At 66.5% G+C, this 20,147-nt stretch carries 18 protein-coding genes; 5 read left to right on the plus strand and 13 right to left on the minus strand.

Translation table 11 applies throughout. From position 1 onward, the window contains the following. Positions 1-47 precede the first annotated feature (47 nt). Together recR and asnS are read left to right on the plus strand one after the other, a co-directional pair. Positions 48-659, plus strand: a complete 612-nt coding sequence (gene recR / locus KNN16_RS11265) for a recombination mediator RecR (protein WP_299288962.1) — start codon at positions 48-50, stop codon at positions 657-659. Between the two features lie 44 nt (positions 660-703). Next, the gene (gene asnS, locus KNN16_RS11270; RefSeq protein ID WP_369685901.1) at positions 704-2,029 is read left to right on the plus strand and encodes an asparagine--tRNA ligase; all 1,326 of its coding nucleotides are present in this window, start codon (positions 704-706) and stop codon (positions 2,027-2,029) included. Between the two features lie 131 nt (positions 2,030-2,160). Here the strand turns inward: asnS and KNN16_RS11275 are convergent, their stop codons facing one another. The 6 genes from KNN16_RS11275 to KNN16_RS11300 form a co-directional block, all read right to left on the minus strand. After that, positions 2,161-3,123, minus strand: coding sequence for an ABC transporter ATP-binding protein (locus KNN16_RS11275; protein WP_303897002.1), 963 nt, complete (start codon positions 3,121-3,123; stop codon positions 2,161-2,163). A gap of 2 nt (positions 3,124-3,125) precedes the next feature. Beyond that, on the minus strand, positions 3,126-4,076 hold the full coding sequence (locus tag KNN16_RS11280; protein WP_303897003.1) for an ABC transporter ATP-binding protein: 951 nt from the start codon (positions 4,074-4,076) through the stop codon (positions 3,126-3,128). An 8-nt stretch (positions 4,077-4,084) separates the two neighbouring features. Continuing rightward, positions 4,085-4,933 (minus strand): ABC transporter permease, encoded by an 849-nt coding sequence (locus KNN16_RS11285; protein WP_303897005.1) that lies wholly within the window; start codon positions 4,931-4,933, stop codon positions 4,085-4,087. A gap of 3 nt (positions 4,934-4,936) precedes the next feature. Continuing rightward, entirely contained in the window at positions 4,937-5,923 is a 987-nt protein-coding gene (locus KNN16_RS11290) for an ABC transporter permease (protein ID WP_303897007.1), read from the minus strand. A 194-nt stretch (positions 5,924-6,117) separates the two neighbouring features. Continuing rightward, positions 6,118-6,429: a hypothetical protein gene (locus KNN16_RS11295; protein ID WP_303897008.1), complete on the minus strand. Its 312-nt coding sequence runs from the start codon at positions 6,427-6,429 to the stop codon at positions 6,118-6,120. 104 nt (positions 6,430-6,533) lie between these two features. After that, positions 6,534-8,327 (minus strand): ABC transporter substrate-binding protein, encoded by a 1,794-nt coding sequence (locus tag KNN16_RS11300; protein WP_303897010.1) that lies wholly within the window; start codon positions 8,325-8,327, stop codon positions 6,534-6,536. A gap of 340 nt (positions 8,328-8,667) precedes the next feature. On the opposite strand from KNN16_RS11300, the gene KNN16_RS11305 reads away from it, so the two are divergent. Beyond that, entirely contained in the window at positions 8,668-9,738 is a 1,071-nt protein-coding gene (locus KNN16_RS11305; RefSeq protein ID WP_369685860.1) for a LacI family DNA-binding transcriptional regulator, read from the plus strand. An 18-nt stretch (positions 9,739-9,756) separates the two neighbouring features. Then, complete coding sequence (locus KNN16_RS11310; protein WP_303897014.1) at positions 9,757-12,123, plus strand: non-lysosomal glucosylceramidase; 2,367 nt, start codon at positions 9,757-9,759, stop codon at positions 12,121-12,123. 16 nt (positions 12,124-12,139) lie between these two features. Here KNN16_RS11310 and KNN16_RS11315 read toward each other — a convergent pair whose 3' ends face one another. Both KNN16_RS11315 and KNN16_RS11320 read right to left on the minus strand, forming a co-directional pair. Beyond that, positions 12,140-12,391, minus strand: a complete 252-nt coding sequence (locus tag KNN16_RS11315; RefSeq protein ID WP_303897016.1) for a hypothetical protein — start codon at positions 12,389-12,391, stop codon at positions 12,140-12,142. Positions 12,392-12,937: 546 nt separating this feature from the next. Continuing rightward, on the minus strand, positions 12,938-13,450 hold the full coding sequence (locus KNN16_RS11320; protein ID WP_303897017.1) for a hypothetical protein: 513 nt from the start codon (positions 13,448-13,450) through the stop codon (positions 12,938-12,940). Between the two features lie 140 nt (positions 13,451-13,590). On the opposite strand from KNN16_RS11320, the gene KNN16_RS11325 reads away from it, so the two are divergent. Next, positions 13,591-14,157 carry a Uma2 family endonuclease gene (locus KNN16_RS11325; RefSeq protein WP_303897019.1) on the plus strand — a complete coding sequence of 189 codons (567 nt, stop codon included), beginning with the start codon at positions 13,591-13,593 and terminating at the stop codon, positions 14,155-14,157. 156 nt (positions 14,158-14,313) lie between these two features. Here the strand turns inward: KNN16_RS11325 and KNN16_RS11330 are convergent, their stop codons facing one another. From KNN16_RS11330 to KNN16_RS11350, 5 genes are all read right to left on the minus strand, one after another. Further along, the gene (locus KNN16_RS11330; RefSeq protein WP_303897021.1) at positions 14,314-15,492 is read right to left on the minus strand and encodes an acetyl-CoA C-acyltransferase; all 1,179 of its coding nucleotides are present in this window, start codon (positions 15,490-15,492) and stop codon (positions 14,314-14,316) included. A 32-nt stretch (positions 15,493-15,524) separates the two neighbouring features. Then, entirely contained in the window at positions 15,525-17,945 is a 2,421-nt protein-coding gene (locus KNN16_RS11335; protein WP_303897022.1) for a 3-hydroxyacyl-CoA dehydrogenase/enoyl-CoA hydratase family protein, read from the minus strand. Positions 17,946-18,009: 64 nt separating this feature from the next. Then, a complete protein-coding gene (locus tag KNN16_RS11340; RefSeq protein WP_303897023.1) occupies positions 18,010-18,858 on the minus strand; it encodes an alpha/beta fold hydrolase in 849 nt (282 codons plus the stop codon). Beyond that, positions 18,855-19,724: an alpha/beta fold hydrolase gene (locus tag KNN16_RS11345; RefSeq protein WP_303897025.1), complete on the minus strand. Its 870-nt coding sequence runs from the start codon at positions 19,722-19,724 to the stop codon at positions 18,855-18,857. The genes KNN16_RS11340 and KNN16_RS11345 overlap by 4 nt, the downstream gene beginning before the upstream one ends. Next, on the minus strand, positions 19,687-20,142 hold the full coding sequence (locus KNN16_RS11350; protein WP_303897027.1) for a nucleotidyltransferase family protein: 456 nt from the start codon (positions 20,140-20,142) through the stop codon (positions 19,687-19,689). The genes KNN16_RS11345 and KNN16_RS11350 overlap by 38 nt, the downstream gene beginning before the upstream one ends. Positions 20,143-20,147: the final 5 nt, after the last annotated feature.

Raw genomic sequence — 20,147 nt, forward strand, 5'->3', positions numbered from 1 at the left:
TGTTATGATGATCATTCGCATCAGGGTTGTCGTTTAGGAGAGCTCCCATGCGACCTTTCACGGCGATCGCGCCGCCGCCGATGGCGCGGCTGATCGAGGCGCTGGTGAAGCTGCCCGGGATCGGGCCGAAGACCGCCTCCCGGCTGGCCTTCTATTTGCTCCGGGCCCCCGAGGAGGAGGTGCTGGCCCTGGCGGAGGCCCTTCGCAACCTCAAGCAGCAAACCCGCCTGTGTGAGATCTGCTTCCACATCACCGACGAGAGCCCCTGCGCCATCTGTCGGGACGAGCGGCGGGATCACGGGCTGATCTGTGTGGTGGAGGAGCCCCTGGACGTGCTGGCCATCGAGCGCACCGGCGAATACACGGGGGTCTATCACGTGCTGCACGGGGTGATCTCCCCCATGGATGGCGTCGGGCCGGAAGACCTGCGCATCCGCGAACTGGTCGAACGGGTGCGGCGGGAGGCCCCTCGGGAGGTGATCCTGGCCACCAACCCCAGCCTGGAGGGAGAGAACACGGCCGTGTATATCCACCGCCTCCTGGCCCCTCTGGGCGTGCGGGTGACCCGCCTGGCCCGGGGCCTGCCGGTGGGCGGGGATCTGGACTACGCCGATGAGATCACCCTGGTTCGGGCGCTCCAGGGCCGTCAGGAGATGTGAAAGCGGCACTCCCCGATCGGGAGGTTCCATTCGTGGCCACGCTGATGCGCATCGAGCGGATCGCGGACTACGTGGGCGCGGAAGTGACCGTGCGGGGGTGGCTCTACAACAAGACCGACAAGGGCCGCCTCTACTTCCTGCTGGTGCGGGACGGCACGGGCATCGTCCAGTGCGTGGTCTCCATGCGGGATGTCCCGCCGGAGACCTTCGAGGCCGCGCGACGGGTGACCCAGGAGTCCTCCCTGATCGTGACCGGGACCGTCCGCCAGGACGCCCGGGCGCCCGGCATCCCCGGAGGGTATGAGATCGCGGTTCGGGAGATCCAGATCGTCCACCTGGCCCAGGATTACCCCATCGGCCCGAAGGAGCACGGCGTTGAGTTCCTGATGGACCACCGGCACCTGTGGTTGCGGTCCTCCCGCCAGTGGGCGATCCAGCGCATCCGGGCCACGGTGATCCGGGCCATCCGGGACTGGCTGGACGGCCAGGGGTTCCTGAACGTGGACACGCCGCTGCTGACGGCCACGGCGGCGGAGGGGACGACCACGCTGTTCCCGGTGGACTACTTCGGCGAGCGGCTGTATCTGGCCCAGACCGGCCAGCTGTATAACGAGGCCAACATCTTCGCCTTCGGCCGGGTGTATTGTTTCGGCCCGGCCTTCCGGGCGGAGCGCTCCAAGACCCGGCGGCACCTGCTGGAGTTCTGGATGGTGGAGCCGGAGATGGCCTTCTGCACCTTCGAGGAGATGCTGGAGATCGCGGAGCAGCTGGTCGCTTACGTGGTGGCGCGGGTGCTGGAGGAGCGCCGCAACGAGCTGCGGGTGCTGGAGCGCGACACCGCCCCGCTGGAGAAGGTGGTCCCGCCGTTCCCACGCCTCACCTACGATGAGGCGGTCCGTCTGCTGAACGAGTGGGCGGAGGAGGCGACGGATCCGGAGCGGAAGGCGGCCTTGCGGATCGAATGGGGGGAGGATTTCGGGGCTCCTCACGAGACGGCCCTTTCGCTGCACTTCGAGAAGCCGGTCTTCGTCACCCACTATCCGGCGGCGGTGAAGGCGTTTTACATGCAGCCGGACCCTCAGCGGCCGGAGGTGGTGCGCTGCGCGGATCTGCTGGCCCCGGAGGGCTACGGGGAGATCATCGGGGGGAGCGAGCGGATCGCGGATTACGACCTTCTGCTGCAGCGGATCCGGGAGCACAACCTGCCGGTGGAAGAATATCAGTGGTATCTGGATCTGCGTCGCTACGGATCAGTGCCCCACAGCGGCTTCGGGCTGGGCATCGAGCGGACGGTGGCCTGGATCTGCCACCTGGACCACATCCGCGAGGCCATCGCCTTCCCGCGGATGCTCTACCGCTACCGGCCGTGATCAGGGGAAGGGCCTGCCTCCTCCTTGCCCCCCGGGCTGCTCCCATCCGGATCCTCCCCGGAAGGGAGAAGGTGATCCCCCCACCGCACCCGAGCGGTCCTGCCGAGAGGCAACCGCCCGGGGTGGGCCGTTTACCCGGCTGAGGAGGAGGCCCCGGCGCGCACGTGGCAGGCCACGAAGTGGCCGGCCTCCACCTCCGTGAGCTCCGGGGCGCGCCGGGCGCAGATCTCCTGGGCGATGGGACACCGCGGGTAATACACACACCCGAAGGCCCCCGACAGGACAGCCGAACGCTCAACCCGATGAGAAGTCGCCCCCCATCGCCCATCGATACGCGGGATGGACTCCATCAGCATTTCCGTATAGGGATGGAGGGGCCGGGCGTAGATCCGTTCGGTGGCTCCCATCTCCACGACGCGTCCCCGGTAGAGGACGATGGAGCGATCACTGATGTAATAGCCCAGGGAGAGATCGTGGGTGATGAACAGGATGGAGAGGCCCCGCTCCCGCAGATCCCCCAGCAGGTTCAGCACGTCGATTCGCGTTGAGGCGTCCAGCATGCTGATGATCTCATCGGCCACCAGCAGGCGGATGTCCAGCAGAAGGGCTCGCGCGATCAGGAAGCGCTGCAGCTGCCCCCCGCTGAGCTGGTGGGGGTATTTGCCCAGCACGTCAGAGGGGTTCAGGCCGACAGCCCGCAGCGCCTCCTCCACCCGCTGCTCCCACGCCGAGCGTCGAATGCGAGGATAGAACTCCTCCCGGATGAGGGCGAACACGCGATCGGCCTTGAAGATCGGGTTGTAGGAGGCGAAGGGATCCTGGAACACCCCCTGCACTTGGCGATAGTAATCCTTTAGAGTGGGGCCGCGCAGGGAGAAGATATCTTTCCCCTCGAAGCGGATCACCCCGGAGGTGGGGCGGAAGAGGCGGAGGATCATCTTGCCGATGGTGGTCTTGCCGCTCCCGCTCTCCCCGATCAGGGCCACGATCTCCCGCTCCCCGATCTCGAAGCTGACCTCGGAGACTGCGATGAGCTTGCGGAGGCCCAGGGCCCCGGTTCGGTAGACCTTGGTCACGTTCTCCAGGGCGAGCATGGTCAGATCTCCCGCCAGCAGGCAACGAAGTGTCCGGGCTCCACCTCCACGAAGGGCGGAGGCTCCTGACATCGCTCGAAGGCAAGGGGACATCGGTCCCGGAATCGACAGCCGGGCGGGGGGTCCAGAAGCGGGGGCGGGGATCCCGGGATCCCCTTCAGGCGCTCCACTCGCTGCCGCGCGCCGACCCGGGGCAGGGAGGCGATCAACATCCGGGTGTAAGGATGGCGAGGGGATCGAAAGATCGCCTCCACGGGGGCTTTCTCGGCCAGCTGGCCTGCATACATGACCAGGATGGTGTCGGCGATCTGATAGAGGATAGACATGTCGTGGGTGATAAAGATCGTGCTTCGCACGAAGCCGCGGTTGCGGAATTCGACGATCATCTCGCAGACGGCCCGCTGCGTGGACACATCCAGGGCGGAGGTGATCTCATCGGCGATCAGCAGCGAGGGATTGAGCAGCGTCGAGATCACCATCACCACCCGCTGGCGCATGCCTCCGGACAGCTCGAAGGGATAGCGATTCAGGACCTCCGGGGAGAGCTGGACCAGGTCCAGCCTTCGCTGAAGCTCCGGCAGGATCTGCCGGAAATCGATCCCCCGCGTGGCGAGCAGGTCCGCGATCAGCGGACCGATGCGGCGGGTGGGGTTCAGGGCGTTCATCGCGTATTGAGGGATGATCGAGATATGGCGGAAGCGGAACTCGTTCATCCGATCCATGTCCCAGATGGGAAGCTCCCGCCCGTCCAGGAAAACGTGGCCTTCAATGTAGGCCATGGGAGGTTTCAGATAGATCAGGCTGTGACCCAGGGTCGTCTTCCCGCAGCCCGATTCCCCGGCCAGCCCCATGATCTCCCCGTCGCCGACAGAGAAGGTAGCCCCTTCCACCGCGTGGACGTAGCCGCGGAGGGTGCGGTAGTAGATGCGGAGGTTCTCAACGCGAAGGGCCATGGCCCACCTCACAGCTCCCGCAATTTGGGGTTGAAAACCTCGTCCAGGCCTACGTTCATCACATAGAGGGCACCGACGATGGCGGTGATGGCCGCGCCGGGCGGGATCAGCCACCACCACATCCCCAGCGGGAGGGCGGCCCATAGCACCGCGTTGTTCATCATCAGGCCGAGGGAGATCCCCTGGGTGGGCCCCAGGCCGATGAAATCCAGGGTGGCTGCAATGAGAACGGCCCCGCCGAACTGAAGGATGAAGGTCATGAAAAGATAGGACAGCATGTTCGGCGCGATCTCGTAGAACATAATCTTCCACGAGCTCCGCCCGCTCATGCGAGCGAGATCCACAAACTCCCGGGCGCGCAGGGAAAAAGTCTGAGCGCGGATGGCCCGGGCGGCCCACGGCCAGGCGGTGCACCCGATGAAGAGGCTCTCCACCAGGATCCCACGCACCGTAAGATAGGCGGCGATGATGATCAGGACGGCCAGGGTGGGCAGGATGAGGACGATGTTTGTGAACATATTGAGGATCTCATCCACCATCCCCCCGCGGTAGCCGGCCAGCAACCCGATGCACACCCCGAGCAAGGTCCCGATCCCCCCGCCCAGAAGCCCCACGATAAAAGTGGCCCGGAGCCCATGCACGAATTGGGAGTAAACATCCTGACCGAACGTGGTCGTGCCCAGCCAGTATTCCCGGGAAGGGGGATGAGCGGGTGGCCCCACATACGCGTTCGGATCGTGGCGGGCAAACAGCGGTCCCACGATCGCCAGGATCACAAACAGCGCCAGGATCAGCACACCCACGCGCACCTTGGTGTTACGCCAGGCGAAATACAGGAGCTCCGATCGGGATCCCATGGCTCACTCCCCCACCATCCCCAGGCGGGTGCGCGGATCCACCAGGATGTAAACGATGTCGATGATGAGATTCGCCACCAGGACGCCGGTGATGATAAACAGGAAGCATCCCTGAAGGAGGAAGTAGTCCTGGTTCAGGACGGCCTGCAGGATCAGATAGCCGGTTCCCGGGTAAGCGAAGGCGATCTCCGTGGCCACAGCGCCCGCGACGATGGCCCCCAGCTGCAGGGCAAGGCCGGTGATCTGAGGCAACACCGCATTGCGGAAGGCATACCGGCGGATCAGGCGCTGGGGCGCCCCCAGGGCGCTGAGGTAGCGGGAGTAATCCGCCTCCAGCTCGTAGATGATCATGTTCCGCATCCCGATGGCCCATCCCCCGAACATGACCAGAAACAGGGAGAGGAAGGGAAGGGTCCAGTGCCAGAGCAAGTCTCGGATGAAGACCCACGAGAGATGAGGCCGGATGTTGTAGCCGTAGGCGCCGGAGATGGGGAAGAGGCCGGCGACCTGCCCCAGGGACCAGGCGAGCAACAGCGCCAGCCACATGTAAGGCGTCGCGGTCAGGATATAGGCGAGGGGGAGGACGGTGTTGTCAAGCCATCGCACGCGCGCGGCCATGGCCCCCACCTGGTTGCCCAGGACCCAGCTCAGAAGGATGGCCGGCAGGAGCAGGAGAAGGTCATAGGGAACGGCCCGGGCGATCACCGAGATCACCGGCTGGGGGAACAGCCAGATACTAACGCCCAGATCGCCCCGGAACAGGGCGATCCAGAAATTGAGATATTGCCGCCAGAGAGGGAGATCCAGCTGGAACGCCTGGATGTAATAGCTTCGCACCACCTCCGCTGCATCCGCCCGCAACGCCATGCGGGAGACCATGATGTCCACCGGGTTGCCGGGCATCAGGCGAGGGATCAACCAGTCAATGGTGACGGCGAAGAAGAAAGTCAGCAGATAAACGAACAGCTTACGCCCCAGATACCGGATCACAGCTTCCCCCGCTCTTCAAGGTTCATCCGGCCCTCGCGTTCGGGCGCGGGATGATCCGGCTGAGGGCCGCCTTCGCGTTCCTCAGACGACCCCGAATGATCTCCTCCGCGTTCTCCGGACATGGGAGGAGATCCCATCCAATCCGGCCAAACACCGTGCTCGGGCGATCCTTCAGGTCCTCCAGAGCGAAAAACTCAAAAGACTGCTGGCATAAGAAGAAGAGGAAGCGATCCAGGCTGCTGATCATCCAGATCCCGACAGGCGTGAAGGGCCGCAAGACCTCCATCGCGCGGAAGGTGAGGACTCACGGGGAGCCGATCTCCATTGACGTCGGAGGCCACGCGGTGAACGATCCGCTCCACCCGCTCAGGCCAGGCATTCGACCACGTCAGGTAGGTGACGCGGACCTCGACACGCTCCCGGCGCCCGAAGGTCTCCAGGGAACGCTCCAGCGCCTTTCGGAACGCTTCCCCACGGTCGATCACCGCGCACTCCACGACGGCCATCCCCGCCCCCGACTCCAGATCTCCGCCTTCCCGGGATCCCCCGGGGCCCCGAGCTGGGCTCGGGGCCCCGGGGAACGGAAACTTCTGCATCCGGAATCAGACTCCTACTTCTTGGCGGGCTTCAGCTCCGTGAGCATCAAGATGGCTCCCATATTCCAGTAGCCCCGCCAGGTGCACGGCGGATACTTCGGCGCGCCCTCCGCCGCCGACGGCCAGCCCGTCCAGTAGGTCGTATTCCACTGGGCCCACAGGCCGTTATACCACAGCGGGATGGCCGGCATCTCCTGCAGCTGGATCCGCTGGATTTGGGCGATGACCTGCTTCATCCGGGCCTCATCGGTCACCGGGACGCGGTCCAGCTCATCCACCAGGTCGAAGACCTGCTGGTTGGCATAGCGGCCGAAGTTGCCGTCGCTCATCTTGTCGGTGATCGGATGGCGGAACAGCCACTGGTAGAAGGTCCACGGCGTGTTGCTCATCTGGGAGCCGAAGTTGTTGATGGCCGTGTCGAAGGTGCCGCCTGTCAGCTGGTCCCAGTAGGCGCCGAAGTCCGGGAAGTCGGCCTGGAGGTTGATGCCGACGGCCTGGGCGCTGCTGGCGATCACCTTGGCCGCCTCCATCCAGTCCGTCCACCCGTTGGGGACGATGACCTTGAGCTGGATGGGCGAGCCGTCGGGGGCCTCCACGAAGCCATCCCCGTTGACGTCCTTGTAACCGGCCTGGGCCAGGATCTGCTTGGCGCGGTTGGGATCATAGGAGAAGCCGAGCTGCTGGACGACCCCCTGGTCCACGAAGCGCTCCCAGACCGGCAGCAAGCCGGTGGGGTTGGCCTTCTGGACGATGTTGCCGTAGACGCGGTTGACGATCTCGTCGACGTTGATGGCGTAGGCCAGGGCCTTGCGGAAGTTGGCATCGTCCATCGGCTTCTTCTTGAGGTTCATAAAGAGGAAGGCGGTGTTGGCGGCCAGCATGAAGGGCGGCTTGTCATACCACGTCTTGATCCCATAGCCGCCCTGGACCAGGGTGGCGATGCCCGGGAGGAAGTTGTTGCTCAGGTCCACCTCGCCCTTGAGCACCAGGCCGAGGGCCACGTTGTTGCTGGGATTCACGATGTCCACAATGTAGCGTGGGGCCACCGACTTGCCCAGGAGCTTGATCCCCCACCAGTTGTCGTTGCGCTTCCACACCACGCGGTCCTCCGAGTGAGCCTCATAGAGGTAGGGGCCCGAGCACAGCGGCGGCACGTTCTGGCCGTTGACGATCTCCTGGGCCGAGCGGCCCTCCCAGGCGTGTTTGGGGACAATGGCCACGGAGTAGAGCAGGTTGCTCCAGGCCTGATGATGGACTTCCTTGAAGGCGAAGCGGGCGGTGACGTCGTCCACCGCCTCCACCTTCTCCAGGTAGTCCCAGAGCGGCTTGTAGTAGACACCGTCCAGCTTGCCCAGCTCGAAGGTATAGGCCACGTCCTGGGCGGTCATGGGTTTGCCATCGGCCCAGGTGATCCCCTTGCGAAGCTTGACCTCGTAGACCTTGTCGCTGGTCCAGTTCCCGCTCTCGGCCAGCCAGGGGATGTATTCGTTCTTCAGCGGGTTATAGAGGAACAGCGTTTCGTAACACAGGCCGATGGTGCCCATCGCGTAGGTGCCGGGCTGGAGCGGATTCCAGTTAGAGGGCGGACCCCACTGGGTGCCGCTGGTATACAGCGTCTCTTCGCGTGGATACACCACCGCTGCGGGAGCCGGGGTTGGAGTGGGAGCGGGTGTGGGCGCCGCAGGGGCCTGGGTGGCGGGAGGAGCCGCTGTCGGACTCGGCGGAGGAGTCGGCGTCCCACCACAGGCGGCCAGGACCAAGGAGGCAATCACCCATCCGCAGAGGAGCAACCAGACTTTGCGTTTCATGGCACTTCCTCCTGTTAAGATAGGGTGGCCAGAACCGGATGGCCACTGGATGCCCTCGCGGGACGAGAGGGATCGGATCCGGCGGCAGGACCCATCTCCAAGAGGATCGGCCTGGGTGCCAGCGGAACCTTCCCCATTCGCCCCCGTTTTGGGAGCGCTCCCAATATCATGCTTAGCATATCCATCTGGTTTTGTCAAGAGGGGCCCTTACCAGGGGTTCGCTTCATTGGACCTCTCTATGCAAAGCAGCTCGGATTGACAGAAAGGTCGATTCTGGCTATGATAGACTCCGTAGGACCTGAGCGCAGCACGCCGGAGGAGCCGAACCTTCCAGCATATTTTGAGAGCGCTCTCAGGGGAGGGGACGATGGGATATACCCTGGAGGAGATCGCGCGGCTGGCGGGGGTCTCCCGCTCCACGGTGTCGCGGGTGATCAATCAGCATCCGAACGTGCGCCCGGAGGTCCGCGAGCGGGTCTGGCGGGTCATCCGGGAGGTGGGCTATTACCCCCACGCGGCCGCCCGCAACCTGGTCACCCGCCGCAGCCAGATCGTCGGCGTGGTGATCCCTGAGACGCTGCCCAAGGTGTTTGGCGATCCGTATTTCCCGGTCGTGCTCCATGCGATCTCCGAAGCGCTGGCCGAGCGCGGATACCTTCTGGTGCTCTCCCTGCTCACCCCGCAGCAGGAGGAGGACTTCTATCGGCGGGCCCTGCGCGGGCGGGTGGTGGACGGGATCATCGTGGTCTCCGCCCGGACCACCGATCCCCTGATCGCCCGGGCCTACCGGGAAGGCCTGCCCGTGGTGAGCATCGGGCGCTATCCCGAGGAGCCGAACGTCAGCTATGTGGACGTGGACAACGTGGAGGGCGCCCGGGTGGCCACGGAGCATCTCCTCCGCCTGGGGCGGCGTCGGGTCGCCACGATCGCCGGCCCCCAGACGATGGCCCCGGGCGTGGATCGCCTTGAGGGATACCGGATCGCCATGCAGGCGTGGGGCATCCACCCTCCCCCGGAGTGGATCGCCGAGGGGGATTTCACAGAGGCAGGCGGATACATCGCGATGCGTCGCCTGCTCCCGGCACACCCCGACGCGGTGTTCGTGGCCAGCGATCTGATGGCCGTGGGCGCATTGAAGGCCATCCGCGAGGCCGGCCTGCGGGTTCCCGATGACATCGCCCTGGTCGGCTACGACGACGTGGAGCTGGCCCGCTACACCGACCCGCCCCTTACGACGGTCCGCCAGCCCATCGCGGAGCTCGGTCGGGTTGCGGTCCGACTCCTCCTGCGCCAGCTGGAGGAAGGCGCTCGTGATCCCCAACGGGTGATCCTGCCGACGGAGCTGGTGATCCGCACCTCGTGTGGGGCATTGCGAACCTTCAGCCCATCCCCTTCGAAACCGGCGATCTGACCGGAACAGGAGGCTCTCATGACCGCAACGCCAGCGCTTCTTCCCACGGAGATCCCCCCGCGGGCGTGGCGCCGGCCCATCGGGTCGCCGCTGGAGAACCCCGGCCGCTCGATGACGATCCCCCACCTCAGCATCGATGATGGCTACTGGCAAGGGGCTCCACTGGGAGGGATCGGGGCGGGGACCATCGGCCGCACCTATCGAGGGGACTTCGCCCGCTGGCATCTGGATCCAAGGCAACACCGCTACGAGCCGCGGCCCGCTTGCATGTTCTCTGTTTTCGTGGAGGGCCCCGAAGGCGCCCTGGCCCAGGCCCTGTGGACGGAGGCGCCCGCCCGCGGGCTGGAGGCCTGGCGATGGCGGTATCCGGTCGGAGCCGGGTTCTACGCGGCCCTCTACCCCCGCTCGTGGTTCATCTATCAGTGGGATCGCCTTCCCATCCGGCTAGCTGTTGAGCAGTTCTCCCCTGTGATCCCGCATAACTACCGCGAGAGCAGCTACCCGGTCGCCGTGTTCCTGTGGTCCGTCGAGAATCCTACCGCCCAGCCCCTCACGGTGGGCCTTCTGTTCACCTGGGAGAACCTCCTGGGAGGAGGCGATGAGAAGACGCCGAAGGGGCGGCTCCATCGGATCCAGCGGGCGACGCGCGGAGACGCCCGGATGATGGGGATTGAGCTCGTGGGGGGAGAGGGCCCGGTCCGGGAGCCCGGGGACGGATCGTGGGCCCTGGCGGCGCTGGCGATGCCGGGGATGGAGATCAGCTACCGCCTCGTCTTCCGAACGGATGGAGACGGCGCGGATCTCTGGGAGGACTTCGCCGCTGACGGCCGCCTGGAGTGCGATGGCGAGACCGTTATGGTCCCGGACGGCGTCCCGGTCGGGACGGGTCTGGCCGTAACCCTTCGCCTGGAGCCGGGGGAGCGGCGGATGGTGCCGATGGCCCTGGCATGGGATCTGCCCCTGGTGGAGTTCGGCGCCGGAGATCGCTGGCACCGCCGCTACACCCGCTTCTTCGGAACCTCCGGGCGGAACGCATGGCGGATCGCCCAGGAGGCCCTGGATCGCTATGCCGACTGGCGGGAGCAGATCCGGGCCTGGCAGCAACCCCTCTGGACGGACCCCGACGTGCCGGACTGGTATCCGGTCGCGCTGTTCAACGAACTCTACTTCATCGCAGATGGCGCCACCGTGTGGGTGGTGGATCCGAAGGACCCGGATGGGATCGGCCATTTCGCCCAGATCGAGTGCTATGACTATCCGTTCTACGAAACCCTGGATGTGCGTTTTTACGGCTCCTTCCCCCTGCTGATGCTCTGGCCGGAGCTGGAGAAGGCGGTGATGCGGGATTTCATCGCCACAGTCCCCCAGGTCGACCTCACCCTGCGGACCATCGAATCCAGCGGATCTCAGGCGCCCCGCAAGCTGGCGGGGGCCCTTCCCCACGATCTGGGCTCGCCGTCCGAGGCCCCATGGCGACTGCCGAACGCCTATTCCTTCCAGGACCCCAACATCTGGAAGGATCTGAACAGCAAGTTCGTTCTGCTGCTGTATCGGGACTATGTGTTCACCGGTGACCGGACCCTGATCGAGGACGGATGGCCCGCGGTGCGGATGGCTCTGGACTACCTCAAGCTCTTCGATCGCGATGGGGATGGGCTGCCCGAGAACGAAGGGGTCCCGGATCAGACGTATGACACATGGTCGATGCGAGGGCCGAGCGCTTACTGCGGGGGGCTGTGGCTGGCGGCCCTGGAGGCAGCCGTTCGGATGGCGGATCTGGTAGGGGACGAGGAGGCTCGGGCCCGCTACGAGGACTGGCTGCGGCGGGGCCGGGCGTCTTTTGAGGCCGCCCTCTGGAACGGGCGGTATTATCGCTACGATGCTCTCAGCCCCCATCGTGAGAGCATCATGGCCGATCAGCTGGCCGGCCAATGGTATGCCGATCTGGTTGGGCTTCCTCCGATCGTTCCGGAATCCCACTCGGAGCAGGCGCTCCGGACCGTTTACGAATACAACGTGATGCGCTTTGCCGGAGGGCGGATGGGGGCGGTGAACGGGATGCGGCCGGACGGCTCGGTGGACACCTCCAGCAATCAGTCGGCGGAGGTGTGGGTGGGGGTGACTTACGCGGTGGCCTCGGCGATGTGGTTACGGGGGCTGGAGGCGGAGGCCTGGCGGACCGCCTGGGGGGCCTATCGGGTGACCTATGAGGAGAAAGGCTACTGGTTCCGGACGCCGGAGGCGTGGGATGCGGAGGGCAACTTTCGGGCCAGCATGTATATGCGTCCGGGGGCGATCTGGGCCATCGAGTGGGCGCGCCGTCGATGGGCGGGCCGACCGCCCGCAAGGCAAACGAATGGAGCAGCCGAACACCTCCCCCGATGAGCGCCGGGCCAGCACCTTAAGGGGCGAATTCGACCGTGATTTGATCCGGATCCACCCCTGCCGCGCGAGCGATGCGAACGGCGTTATGGATACAGTCCTTCGCGCTAAGATGAACCTCAATATGCCAGCCCTCGCTCAGGGGGCGGGACTCCCGCAGACGATTCGGGTCCTTTTGGATCAGGGCTCCCAGCGGAAGCTGACCCGATGCTTGCAACCGGGGGAGCGCCCATCGGGCGACCGCGACCAGCAGCGCTCGCCAAGAACCCACCGAATGAACCTCCCCATCCGGAAAGCGCACGGATCGGGGGGCTGCTGCGGAGGCTTCCGACGTTGCTCTAACTGCCCCAGGGGGATGCTCCGAAGCCCTGTCGAGACTGCGGGAGCAGCGGGAGGTTGCGCGGGGAGGGATATGAGGAGGGGAGGTGCCGGCTCCACGGAGGGCATCGCAGGCCGCCAGAGGGCCATCAGCTTTCGAGCGGCATCACCGGGACCTTCACTCATCAATTCAATGCGGAAAACCTCCCTGCCCCCCATTTCCCTCAAATCATGAAGCTCCCAGCGATTGCCATCCGTGATGACGTAAAAGGGGACTTTCATCCTCCAGCAGTAACGGAAGCCCTCCTCCCGAGCTTGATCGATGGCTCCCCTCAGGGGTTTCGCCTCCACCATAATGAGGGGCTGGCCTTCATGCTTGAGCGCATAGTCCGGGCGACCGGTCTCCAACCGGAACTCGGGCTCCACCGCATCCGGGTCCTCCGTGTCCCAGCCCAAAGCCCGCAGGATGGGATCGACGAGGGCATACCGGGTCAGCATTTCATTGTTTCGCAGCGCATCCCCGTGCTTTTGAATCCGCGCCCGCACCTTCTGAATGACCTCGAACAACGCTTCCATTGCCAACCTCCCGCTCGAGGCTGAAGGCAGCTTCGACAGTCTTGCCCACGCCCACATCGTCGGCGATGAGCAGGCGGACCGGGTCCAGTCGCAGGGCCATCCTCAGGGGGACAAGCTGATCGGTCCGGGGCCGGACGGAGATGCGCCCCAGAGAACGGAAGGGCGTCGCCCCCTCCCGCAGCAGGAGCCGGGCCGCCTGCCAGAGCAAGCGCACGCTCTGGACGTCCGCGACCTGGCGTGCATCCGGAAGGGGGAACCGGGAGGGTTCCACCCGCTCGGTCGGGAGCGTATACCCGAGCAGGTCGCAGAGCCGGCGGTGGACGGCCAGGGCCTCATCGCTGGTTCCCGTCAGGGGTCGGAGTCGGAGGACCTCATCTTCGGCGGCGATGAGCACCCAGTCCCGATTGCGGAAGCGGACGATCGCGCCCGGCTGCATCCGCTCCTCCCGCGTGGGGTGCCGCACAAATCATGCGCAGACTATCCGTGTGAAGAACGCCCCGTCGCACAGATCCCTCTCGTTGAATTATACGGGGTATAATGGCTTTCAGAGGAATTCTGGCTTTGATGGAGGCGGGGATGGGGATCCGGCTGGATCTGCTGCATCGGGTGACGGATGAGGAGCTGCGCGAGCTTTCCGAACGCAACCCCGGCTATCAGTTCGAACGCACCGCCGACGGGAGGCTCCTCGTGACCCCCACCGGACTGGCAAGCGGACGACGCAGCGGAGAAGTCTTCGGGCAGCTTCGGGAGTGGAACCGTCGGACCCGTTTGGGGGTGGTTTTCGATTCCTCCACGGGTTTCCGGCTTCCGGATGGGTCCTTGCTTTCTCCGGACGCCTCGTGGGTGCGACGGGAGCGGTGGGAAGCCCTCAGTCCCCAGCAGCGAGAAGGATTCGGCCCCTTCTGCCCCGACGCCGTCTTCGAAGTCCGCTCCGCCTCCCAAAGCCTGGAAGAACTCCGAGAAAAAATGAAAACCTACCTGGCCAACGGCGCCCGCCTGGGCGTGCTGATCGACCCCTACCGGCAAGCCGTGGAAATCTACCGCCCCGGCGCCCCGGTGGAGCGATACGAAGGAGTCCAGCAGGTGCCCCTGGACCCCGAGCTCCCCGGCTTCACCCTGGAACTGGAGCCCCTCTTCGAGTGAGGGGCTCGCCGGCGCCCCCGTCCCTCCCGAGCGGACCCCTGAAGGCCGAACGCGTTCCACAAGGGCCCTCTCCATCCGGCAGGCCAGGGCTTCCGAAAGGAAGATGCCCGGATGGAGAGGGCCCTCTCGATCCTTCGTCGCTCCCTGCCCCGGCGCTCAGAGCATCTCGAAGATCCCCGCCGCCCCCATCCCGCCGCCGATGCACATGGTGACCATGCCGTAGCGGCCGCCGCGGCGGCGCAGCTCGTGGAGGATCTGGACGGTCAGCTTGGCCCCCGTGCAGCCCAGGGGGTGCCCCAGGGCGATGGCCCCGCCGTTGACGTTCACCCGCTCCACATCCATCTCCAGCTGGCGGATCACCGCCAGAGCCTGGGCGGCGAAGGCTTCGTTGAGCTCGATCAGATCGATGTCCTCCAGGCGCAACCCCGCCATCCGCAGGGCCTTGGGGATCGCCTCCACCGGGCCGATGCCGAACAAATCCGGCGGGACGCCGGCTACGGCGAAGGAGACGAAGCGGGCGATGGGCCGCAGGCCCAGGGCCTCCGCCCGCCGGCGCTCCATGACCACCACCGCCGCCGCCCCGTCGCTCATCTGAGAGGAGTTCCCTGCGGTCACCACGCCCCCGTTCTTGAAGGCCGGAGGCAATTTCGCCAGCGCCTCCATCGAGGTGTCCCGCCGCGGCCCCTCATCGACCTCAAAGATCACCTTCCGGCGCACGGCCCGGCCGTCCTCCCCCGGCTCGGCCACCTCCACCTCCAGAGGGACGATCTCCTCCTTGAACTTGCCGGCGTCAATGGCGGCGATGGCCCGCTGATGGCTGCGCAGGGAGAACGCGTCCGCGTCCTCCCGGGAGATGCCGAACCGCTCCGCCAGCCGCTCCGTCCCCAGCCCCATGCTGATGAACACCTCCGGCCAGGCGACCGCCAGCTCCGGGTCCGGCCGCAGGGTGAAGCCGGTCATGGGCACCAGGGACATGGACTCCACCCCTCCGGCGATGATGATCTCCGCCCCGCCGGTCATGATGCGCTCCGCCGCCAGGGCGATGGCCTGCAATCCGGAGGAGCAGAACCGGTTGATGGTCATGGCCGGGACGCTCACCGGGAGCCCGGCTTTCAGGGCGGCGATGCGCGCGATGTTGAGGCCCTGATGGCCCTCCGGCATCGCGCAGCCCAGGATCACATCGTCCACCATCGCCGGCTCCACCCCTGGAGCCCGCCGCAGGGCCTCGGCGATAACCGCCGCCGCCAGGGCCTCCGGACGGGTGGTCCGCAGGGTTCCCTTCTTCGCCTTCCCGACCGCCGTTCGCACGCCCGCGACGATCACCGCTTCCCGCATCGGAGCCTCCCGGTTCAGGCTGGATTCGGGGCTTAATTTCGCAGGATCTTCCCGGTTTGCAGGAAGTGCCAGATCCGCTCCTGGGTCTTGGGCTCACCGCACAGGGAGAGGAAGGCCTCCCGCTCCAGGTCCAGGAAGTGCTCCTCATCCACCCACATGGGCTCGGGGTGGTCGCCCCCGCAGAGCACATAAGCCAGCTTCTCCCCAATCTTGGCGTCGTGTTCGCTGATGTAGCGCGCCTCCCGCATCTGCCAGACGCCGATGCGCAGCGCAGCCAGCAGATCCCGCCCGGCGGCATAGAGCTTCGCCTTCGCCGGAGGACGATAGCCGGACTCCGCCAGGTGCAGCACCTCGCGCTTGGCCTCGTGGAGCAGGAAATCGGGGTTCATCACGATGCGGTCCGCCTCGCTCAGGAAGCCGAAGGCCCGTCCCTCCTCAGCGCTGGTGGCCACCTTCGCCATACCGATGGTCTCGAAGATCCGCCGCAGGAAGGGAAGCGGATCGGCGTTCTCCGTCTGCATGGCGGGGGTGAGCACGCGCCGGATCATCTCCTTGCACCCGCCGCCGGCCGGGATCAGGCCCACCCCAACCTCCACCAGTCCGATGTAGGTCTCCGCCGAGGCCACCATGCGGGCCCCGTGCATGGCCACCTCCGCGCCGCCGCCCAGGGTCATCCCGAAGGGAGCGGTGACGATGGGCTTGTGGAAGTAGCGCATGGTCATCATCAGGCGCTGCATCGCCCGGACGCCCTGGTCGATGGCCTCGAACATCCCCTGCTGGGCGGAGACGCCGATCACGAAGACGTTGGCCCCGGCGCAGAAATGCTCCCCCTGGTTGCCGATGACCATCCCCACCCAGTCCTCCCGATCCAGCCGCTCCAGCGCCCGCTCCATCATGGCGAAGATGTCGGGGTCCAGGGCGTTGGCCTTGGTGTGGAACTCCAGGCAGAGGACACCGTCGCCCAGGTCGATCAGGCTGGCGCTGGGGTTGCGCTCCAGGACGCGCCCCTCGCTTTTGAGCTCCCGGAGGACGATCACCCGGGGATGGGGCTCCAGCCGACGGTAAGCCCGCTCCCGGAAGTCGTAATAGCCCACGATCCGCCCGTTCTCATACTGATAGAAAGTCCGGCCCCCGGCCGCCAGGAAGTCCTTCACCCATTCCGCCACCGGCCAGCCCCGGGCCTCGATGCGGGCGACGGTCTCCGCCACCCCCAGGGCGTCCCACGTCTCGAAGGGGCCCAGCTCGTAGTTGAAGCCCCACTTCATGGCGTTGTCCACCGCCACGATGTCGTCGGCGACCTCCGGGGCCACATAGGCGGCGTAGGCCAGGTGGAAATCCAGGACGTCCCGGACGAACTGCCCGGCCCGATCCTCCTGGGCGGCCATGAAGCGCAGCCGCTCCCGCAGATCCTCCATCTTCAACGCCTTGCCCACCGACTCCCAGCGGGGCTTCTTCGGGGGCTCATAGTCCAGGGTCTGCAGGTTCAGCGGCCAGTATTGGGCGCCCTCAGGGGTCTCCACCTTCTTGTAGAAGCCCTGGCCGGCCTTGTTCCCCAGCCAGCCCCGCTCGATCATCGCCGCCATGACCTGGTTCATCGGGGAATCCTGGACCAGGGCGACGAAGGGGTCATGGCGCAGGGCGGCCATGCTGTGCTGCCCGACGTAGGCCGCCACATCCAGGCCCACCAGGTCCAGCAGGCGGAAATGGGCGGTCTTGGGCCGGCCGATCAGCGGGCCCATCAGGGCGTCCACTTCCTCCACGGTGTAACCCTGTTCGATGGTGTATTTGCCCACGAAGGCCCCGGAGAGGAAGCCGATGCGGTTGGCGATGAAGTTAGGGGTGTCCTTCGCTCGCACCACCCGCTTGCCCAGGCGGAGCTCCAGAAGGCGCTCCAGGGCGTCCAGGACCTCAGGCTTCGTGGCGGGGCCCGGGATCAGCTCCACCAGCTTCAGGTAGCGCGGGGGGTTGAAGAAGTGAGTACCGGCGAAATGGGCCAGGAACTCGGGGGAGCGCCCGGCGCCGATCTCCCGCAGGGGGAGCCCGGAGGTGTTCGTGGTGACGATGGCCTCCGGCTTGCGCACCGCCTCGATCCGGGCCATCACCTCCCGCTTCACCGCCAGGTCCTCCACCACCGCCTCGATGATCCAGTCCGCCTCCCGCAGCCGATCCCAGTGATCCTCCGTGTTCCCGATCCGGATCAGGCGGGCCCGGTCCTCCACGAAGAAAGCGGCCGGCTTCGCCTTCTTCGCCCGCTCCAGCCCCGCCCGGACGATCCGGTTGCGGACCTCCGGGTGGTCCAGGGTGAGCCCCTTCGCCTCCTCCTCCGGAGTGAGGGATTTGGGGGGGATATCCAGCAGGTCCACCGCAAAGCCGGCGTTAGCCAGATGGGCCGCGATGGCCGCGCCCATCGTCCCCGCACCGATCACCGCCACCCGTCGGATGGTGTAACCCATCGCAACCTCCCTGCGAAGATATTCCGCAAATCGTTGGGACAACGCCTTATGGGATGCCAGGAAATCATGCTCCCCGCAGGATCCGCCTCAACCATTCCCGGACCAGCGCCGCGGTCTCCTCGGGCCGCTCCATCGGGAAGAGATGCCCTCCGGGGATCACCGCGAAGTGCGCGTCGGGCTTCAGACGGCGGAAACGGGCCTCGGCGTCCGCGGTGAAGATGTCCGTGGATGCGCCCCGCACCACCAGCGTGGGGACCGGGATGTGGGGGACGAACCGCCAGGCGTCGTGGGGGAAGTTCACGAAGATATGGACCTCCCACTCGGGGGGATAGGCCAGCACGACCTGGCCGTCCGAAGCGGGAAGGAGACCTTCCTCCAGGTAGCCTTCGAAGGCCTCGGGATGCCAGGCGGCGAACAGCGGGCGGGATCGCAGGTGGGCCGCGGCGGCCTCCCGGCTGGGCCAGGCCCGCCGGCGGCGCCGGGCGCGCCGGGCCAGGGGATGCAGGCGGGGCCCCAGACCCAACCACCGGATGATCCGGAACAGCGTCAGCACCTTCGGATCCATCAGCACGGGGTCCATCAGGACGATGGCCGAGAAGAGCTCCGGGCGCCGGACGGCGGCGACCATCGTGATCACCCCGCCCATGGAATGGCCGATCCCGACCACCCCCCGCCACCCCCGGGCCTCAAAGGCGGCGATCAGGTCGTCCGCCAGGGTATACCAGGTCACCCCGCGTTCCGGCCCGGGCCGCTCCGGCCACAGCGGGCGGGGGAGAAGGCTCACCCCGTGGCCAACCTCCCTTAGGGCGCGCATGAACGGGCGATAGCAGGCGGGCGGGAACCCATTGGCCACCGCCAGATGGAGAAGCGGCCCTTCCCCTCCGAAATCCCGCAGAAGCCCGTCCTCCCTCATCCCAGCACTTCCTCCACAAAGGCGCGCACGAGGCGATCCCGCTCAGGGTGATGCCCCAGCACGATGGTGTAGTGGGTGGTGTTCGGGACCTCCACGACGCGGACCTGGGGGATGACCTCCCGCAGCAGGCCCTCCTCGGCCTCGGTGAAGAAGCGGTCGTGAGGCCCGAAGGTGCCTACAGGCGCTTTCAGGAGGAGGGCCGGGCAGCGGATCCGCCCGGCATACCCGTGCAGGCGCTCGTTCCAGATCGCCCCCAGCTCCATGGCCTCCTGAGCCCCCAGCCGGGAAGGGAACTTCACCCGCACCCGGCCGTCCGGCTCGCGGATCAACCCGGCCTCCAGGATCGGCATCAGGCGCTCGTCGAACGGCTGGAGGAAGGGCATCGAGCGGACCAGCTCCCGGAAGGCCTCCAGGGAGGGCAGCTCCTCCACGCGGGCGTTCAGCACCTGATTCAGGGATTCGGAGAACGCCCGGGAGGGGAGCGGCCCTCCATCGAACAGGATCAGTCCTCGAACCCGATGTGGGTGCTCTGCGGCGACGGCCAGGCTGAGCATCGCGCCCAGGGAGTGACCCATGAGCAGCGCCCCTTCCGGGGCCAGGGCCTCCAGCACCGCGGCGATATCCCGCAGGTGGGCCTCCAGGCCGTAGGCCTGGGGATCCTCGGGCTGCTCGCTCTCCCCCCGGCCCCGCAGGTCCATGCTCAGGACCCGGTAAGGGGGGTTCAGGGCCGGGATCAGCGGGAGGAACGTCTCCGCGTAGCCTGTCAGGCCGTGGAGGGCCAGGATCGTCCCCTTCTCCCCCGGCCACTCCAGAACGCGCAACCGCACCTCACCGGACACCCAGCACGTCCGCGGCGCCACGGTCATTGGTGCCTCCGTCATTGGAGCTCTGGGATCCGCCCGAACACAGCTCGATCCCGAATTCCTCGATCGCCTGACGCAGGGAGTCGCTGGCCATGTCCCAGTCGATGAGATCCACCGGGCGCTCCCGGATGATGTCCTCCACGGCCGCCCAGGCTTTCCAGAAATCCTCTGGGGGAAGGCCCTCCACGGCCATGTCCACATCGGAGTCCGGGTCGAACCAGGCCGCGTGGGCCAGGGAGCCGAAGAGCCACACCCGCCGGGCCCCGAACTGCTCTTTGAGCGCCCGCGCGGCCTCCCGGGCGCGACTTAGCAGGCGAGCGCGCTCCTCCGGATCGATGGCGATCGTCGGCCGCGGCCGCCGCCGGGCCGCCTCGAGGTAAGGCTTCCAGCCCTCCGGTCCGAGCTCCCGGGCGGTGGGCATCGGGT

The organism is Thermoflexus hugenholtzii (assembly GCF_018771565.1).
Classification (GTDB): domain Bacteria; phylum Chloroflexota; class Anaerolineae; order Thermoflexales; family Thermoflexaceae; genus Thermoflexus; species Thermoflexus hugenholtzii_A.

Excerpts from the sequence above, each read along its gene's own strand:
- recR (WP_299288962.1), top strand. The coding sequence starts at position 48 with ATGCGACCTTTCACGGCGATCGCGCCGCCGCCGATGGCGCGGCTGATC.
- asnS (WP_369685901.1), top strand. The coding sequence starts at position 704 with ATGCGCATCGAGCGGATCGCGGACTACGTGGGCGCGGAAGTGACCGTG.
- KNN16_RS11275 (WP_303897002.1), bottom strand. The coding sequence starts at position 3,123 with ATGCTCGCCCTGGAGAACGTGACCAAGGTCTACCGAACCGGGGCCCTG.
- KNN16_RS11280 (WP_303897003.1), bottom strand. The coding sequence starts at position 4,076 with ATGGCCCTTCGCGTTGAGAACCTCCGCATCTACTACCGCACCCTCCGC.
- KNN16_RS11285 (WP_303897005.1), bottom strand. The coding sequence starts at position 4,933 with ATGGGATCCCGATCGGAGCTCCTGTATTTCGCCTGGCGTAACACCAAG.
- KNN16_RS11295 (WP_303897008.1), bottom strand. The coding sequence starts at position 6,429 with ATGGCCGTCGTGGAGTGCGCGGTGATCGACCGTGGGGAAGCGTTCCGA.
- KNN16_RS11300 (WP_303897010.1), bottom strand. The coding sequence starts at position 8,327 with ATGAAACGCAAAGTCTGGTTGCTCCTCTGCGGATGGGTGATTGCCTCC.
- KNN16_RS11310 (WP_303897014.1), top strand. The coding sequence starts at position 9,757 with ATGACCGCAACGCCAGCGCTTCTTCCCACGGAGATCCCCCCGCGGGCG.
- KNN16_RS11320 (WP_303897017.1), bottom strand. The coding sequence starts at position 13,450 with ATGCAGCCGGGCGCGATCGTCCGCTTCCGCAATCGGGACTGGGTGCTC.
- KNN16_RS11325 (WP_303897019.1), top strand. The coding sequence starts at position 13,591 with ATGGGGATCCGGCTGGATCTGCTGCATCGGGTGACGGATGAGGAGCTG.
- KNN16_RS11330 (WP_303897021.1), bottom strand. The coding sequence starts at position 15,492 with ATGCGGGAAGCGGTGATCGTCGCGGGCGTGCGAACGGCGGTCGGGAAG.
- KNN16_RS11335 (WP_303897022.1), bottom strand. The coding sequence starts at position 17,945 with ATGGGTTACACCATCCGACGGGTGGCGGTGATCGGTGCGGGGACGATG.
- KNN16_RS11340 (WP_303897023.1), bottom strand. The coding sequence starts at position 18,858 with ATGAGGGAGGACGGGCTTCTGCGGGATTTCGGAGGGGAAGGGCCGCTT.
- KNN16_RS11345 (WP_303897025.1), bottom strand. The coding sequence starts at position 19,724 with ATGACCGTGGCGCCGCGGACGTGCTGGGTGTCCGGTGAGGTGCGGTTG.
- KNN16_RS11350 (WP_303897027.1), bottom strand. The coding sequence starts at position 20,142 with ATGCCCACCGCCCGGGAGCTCGGACCGGAGGGCTGGAAGCCTTACCTC.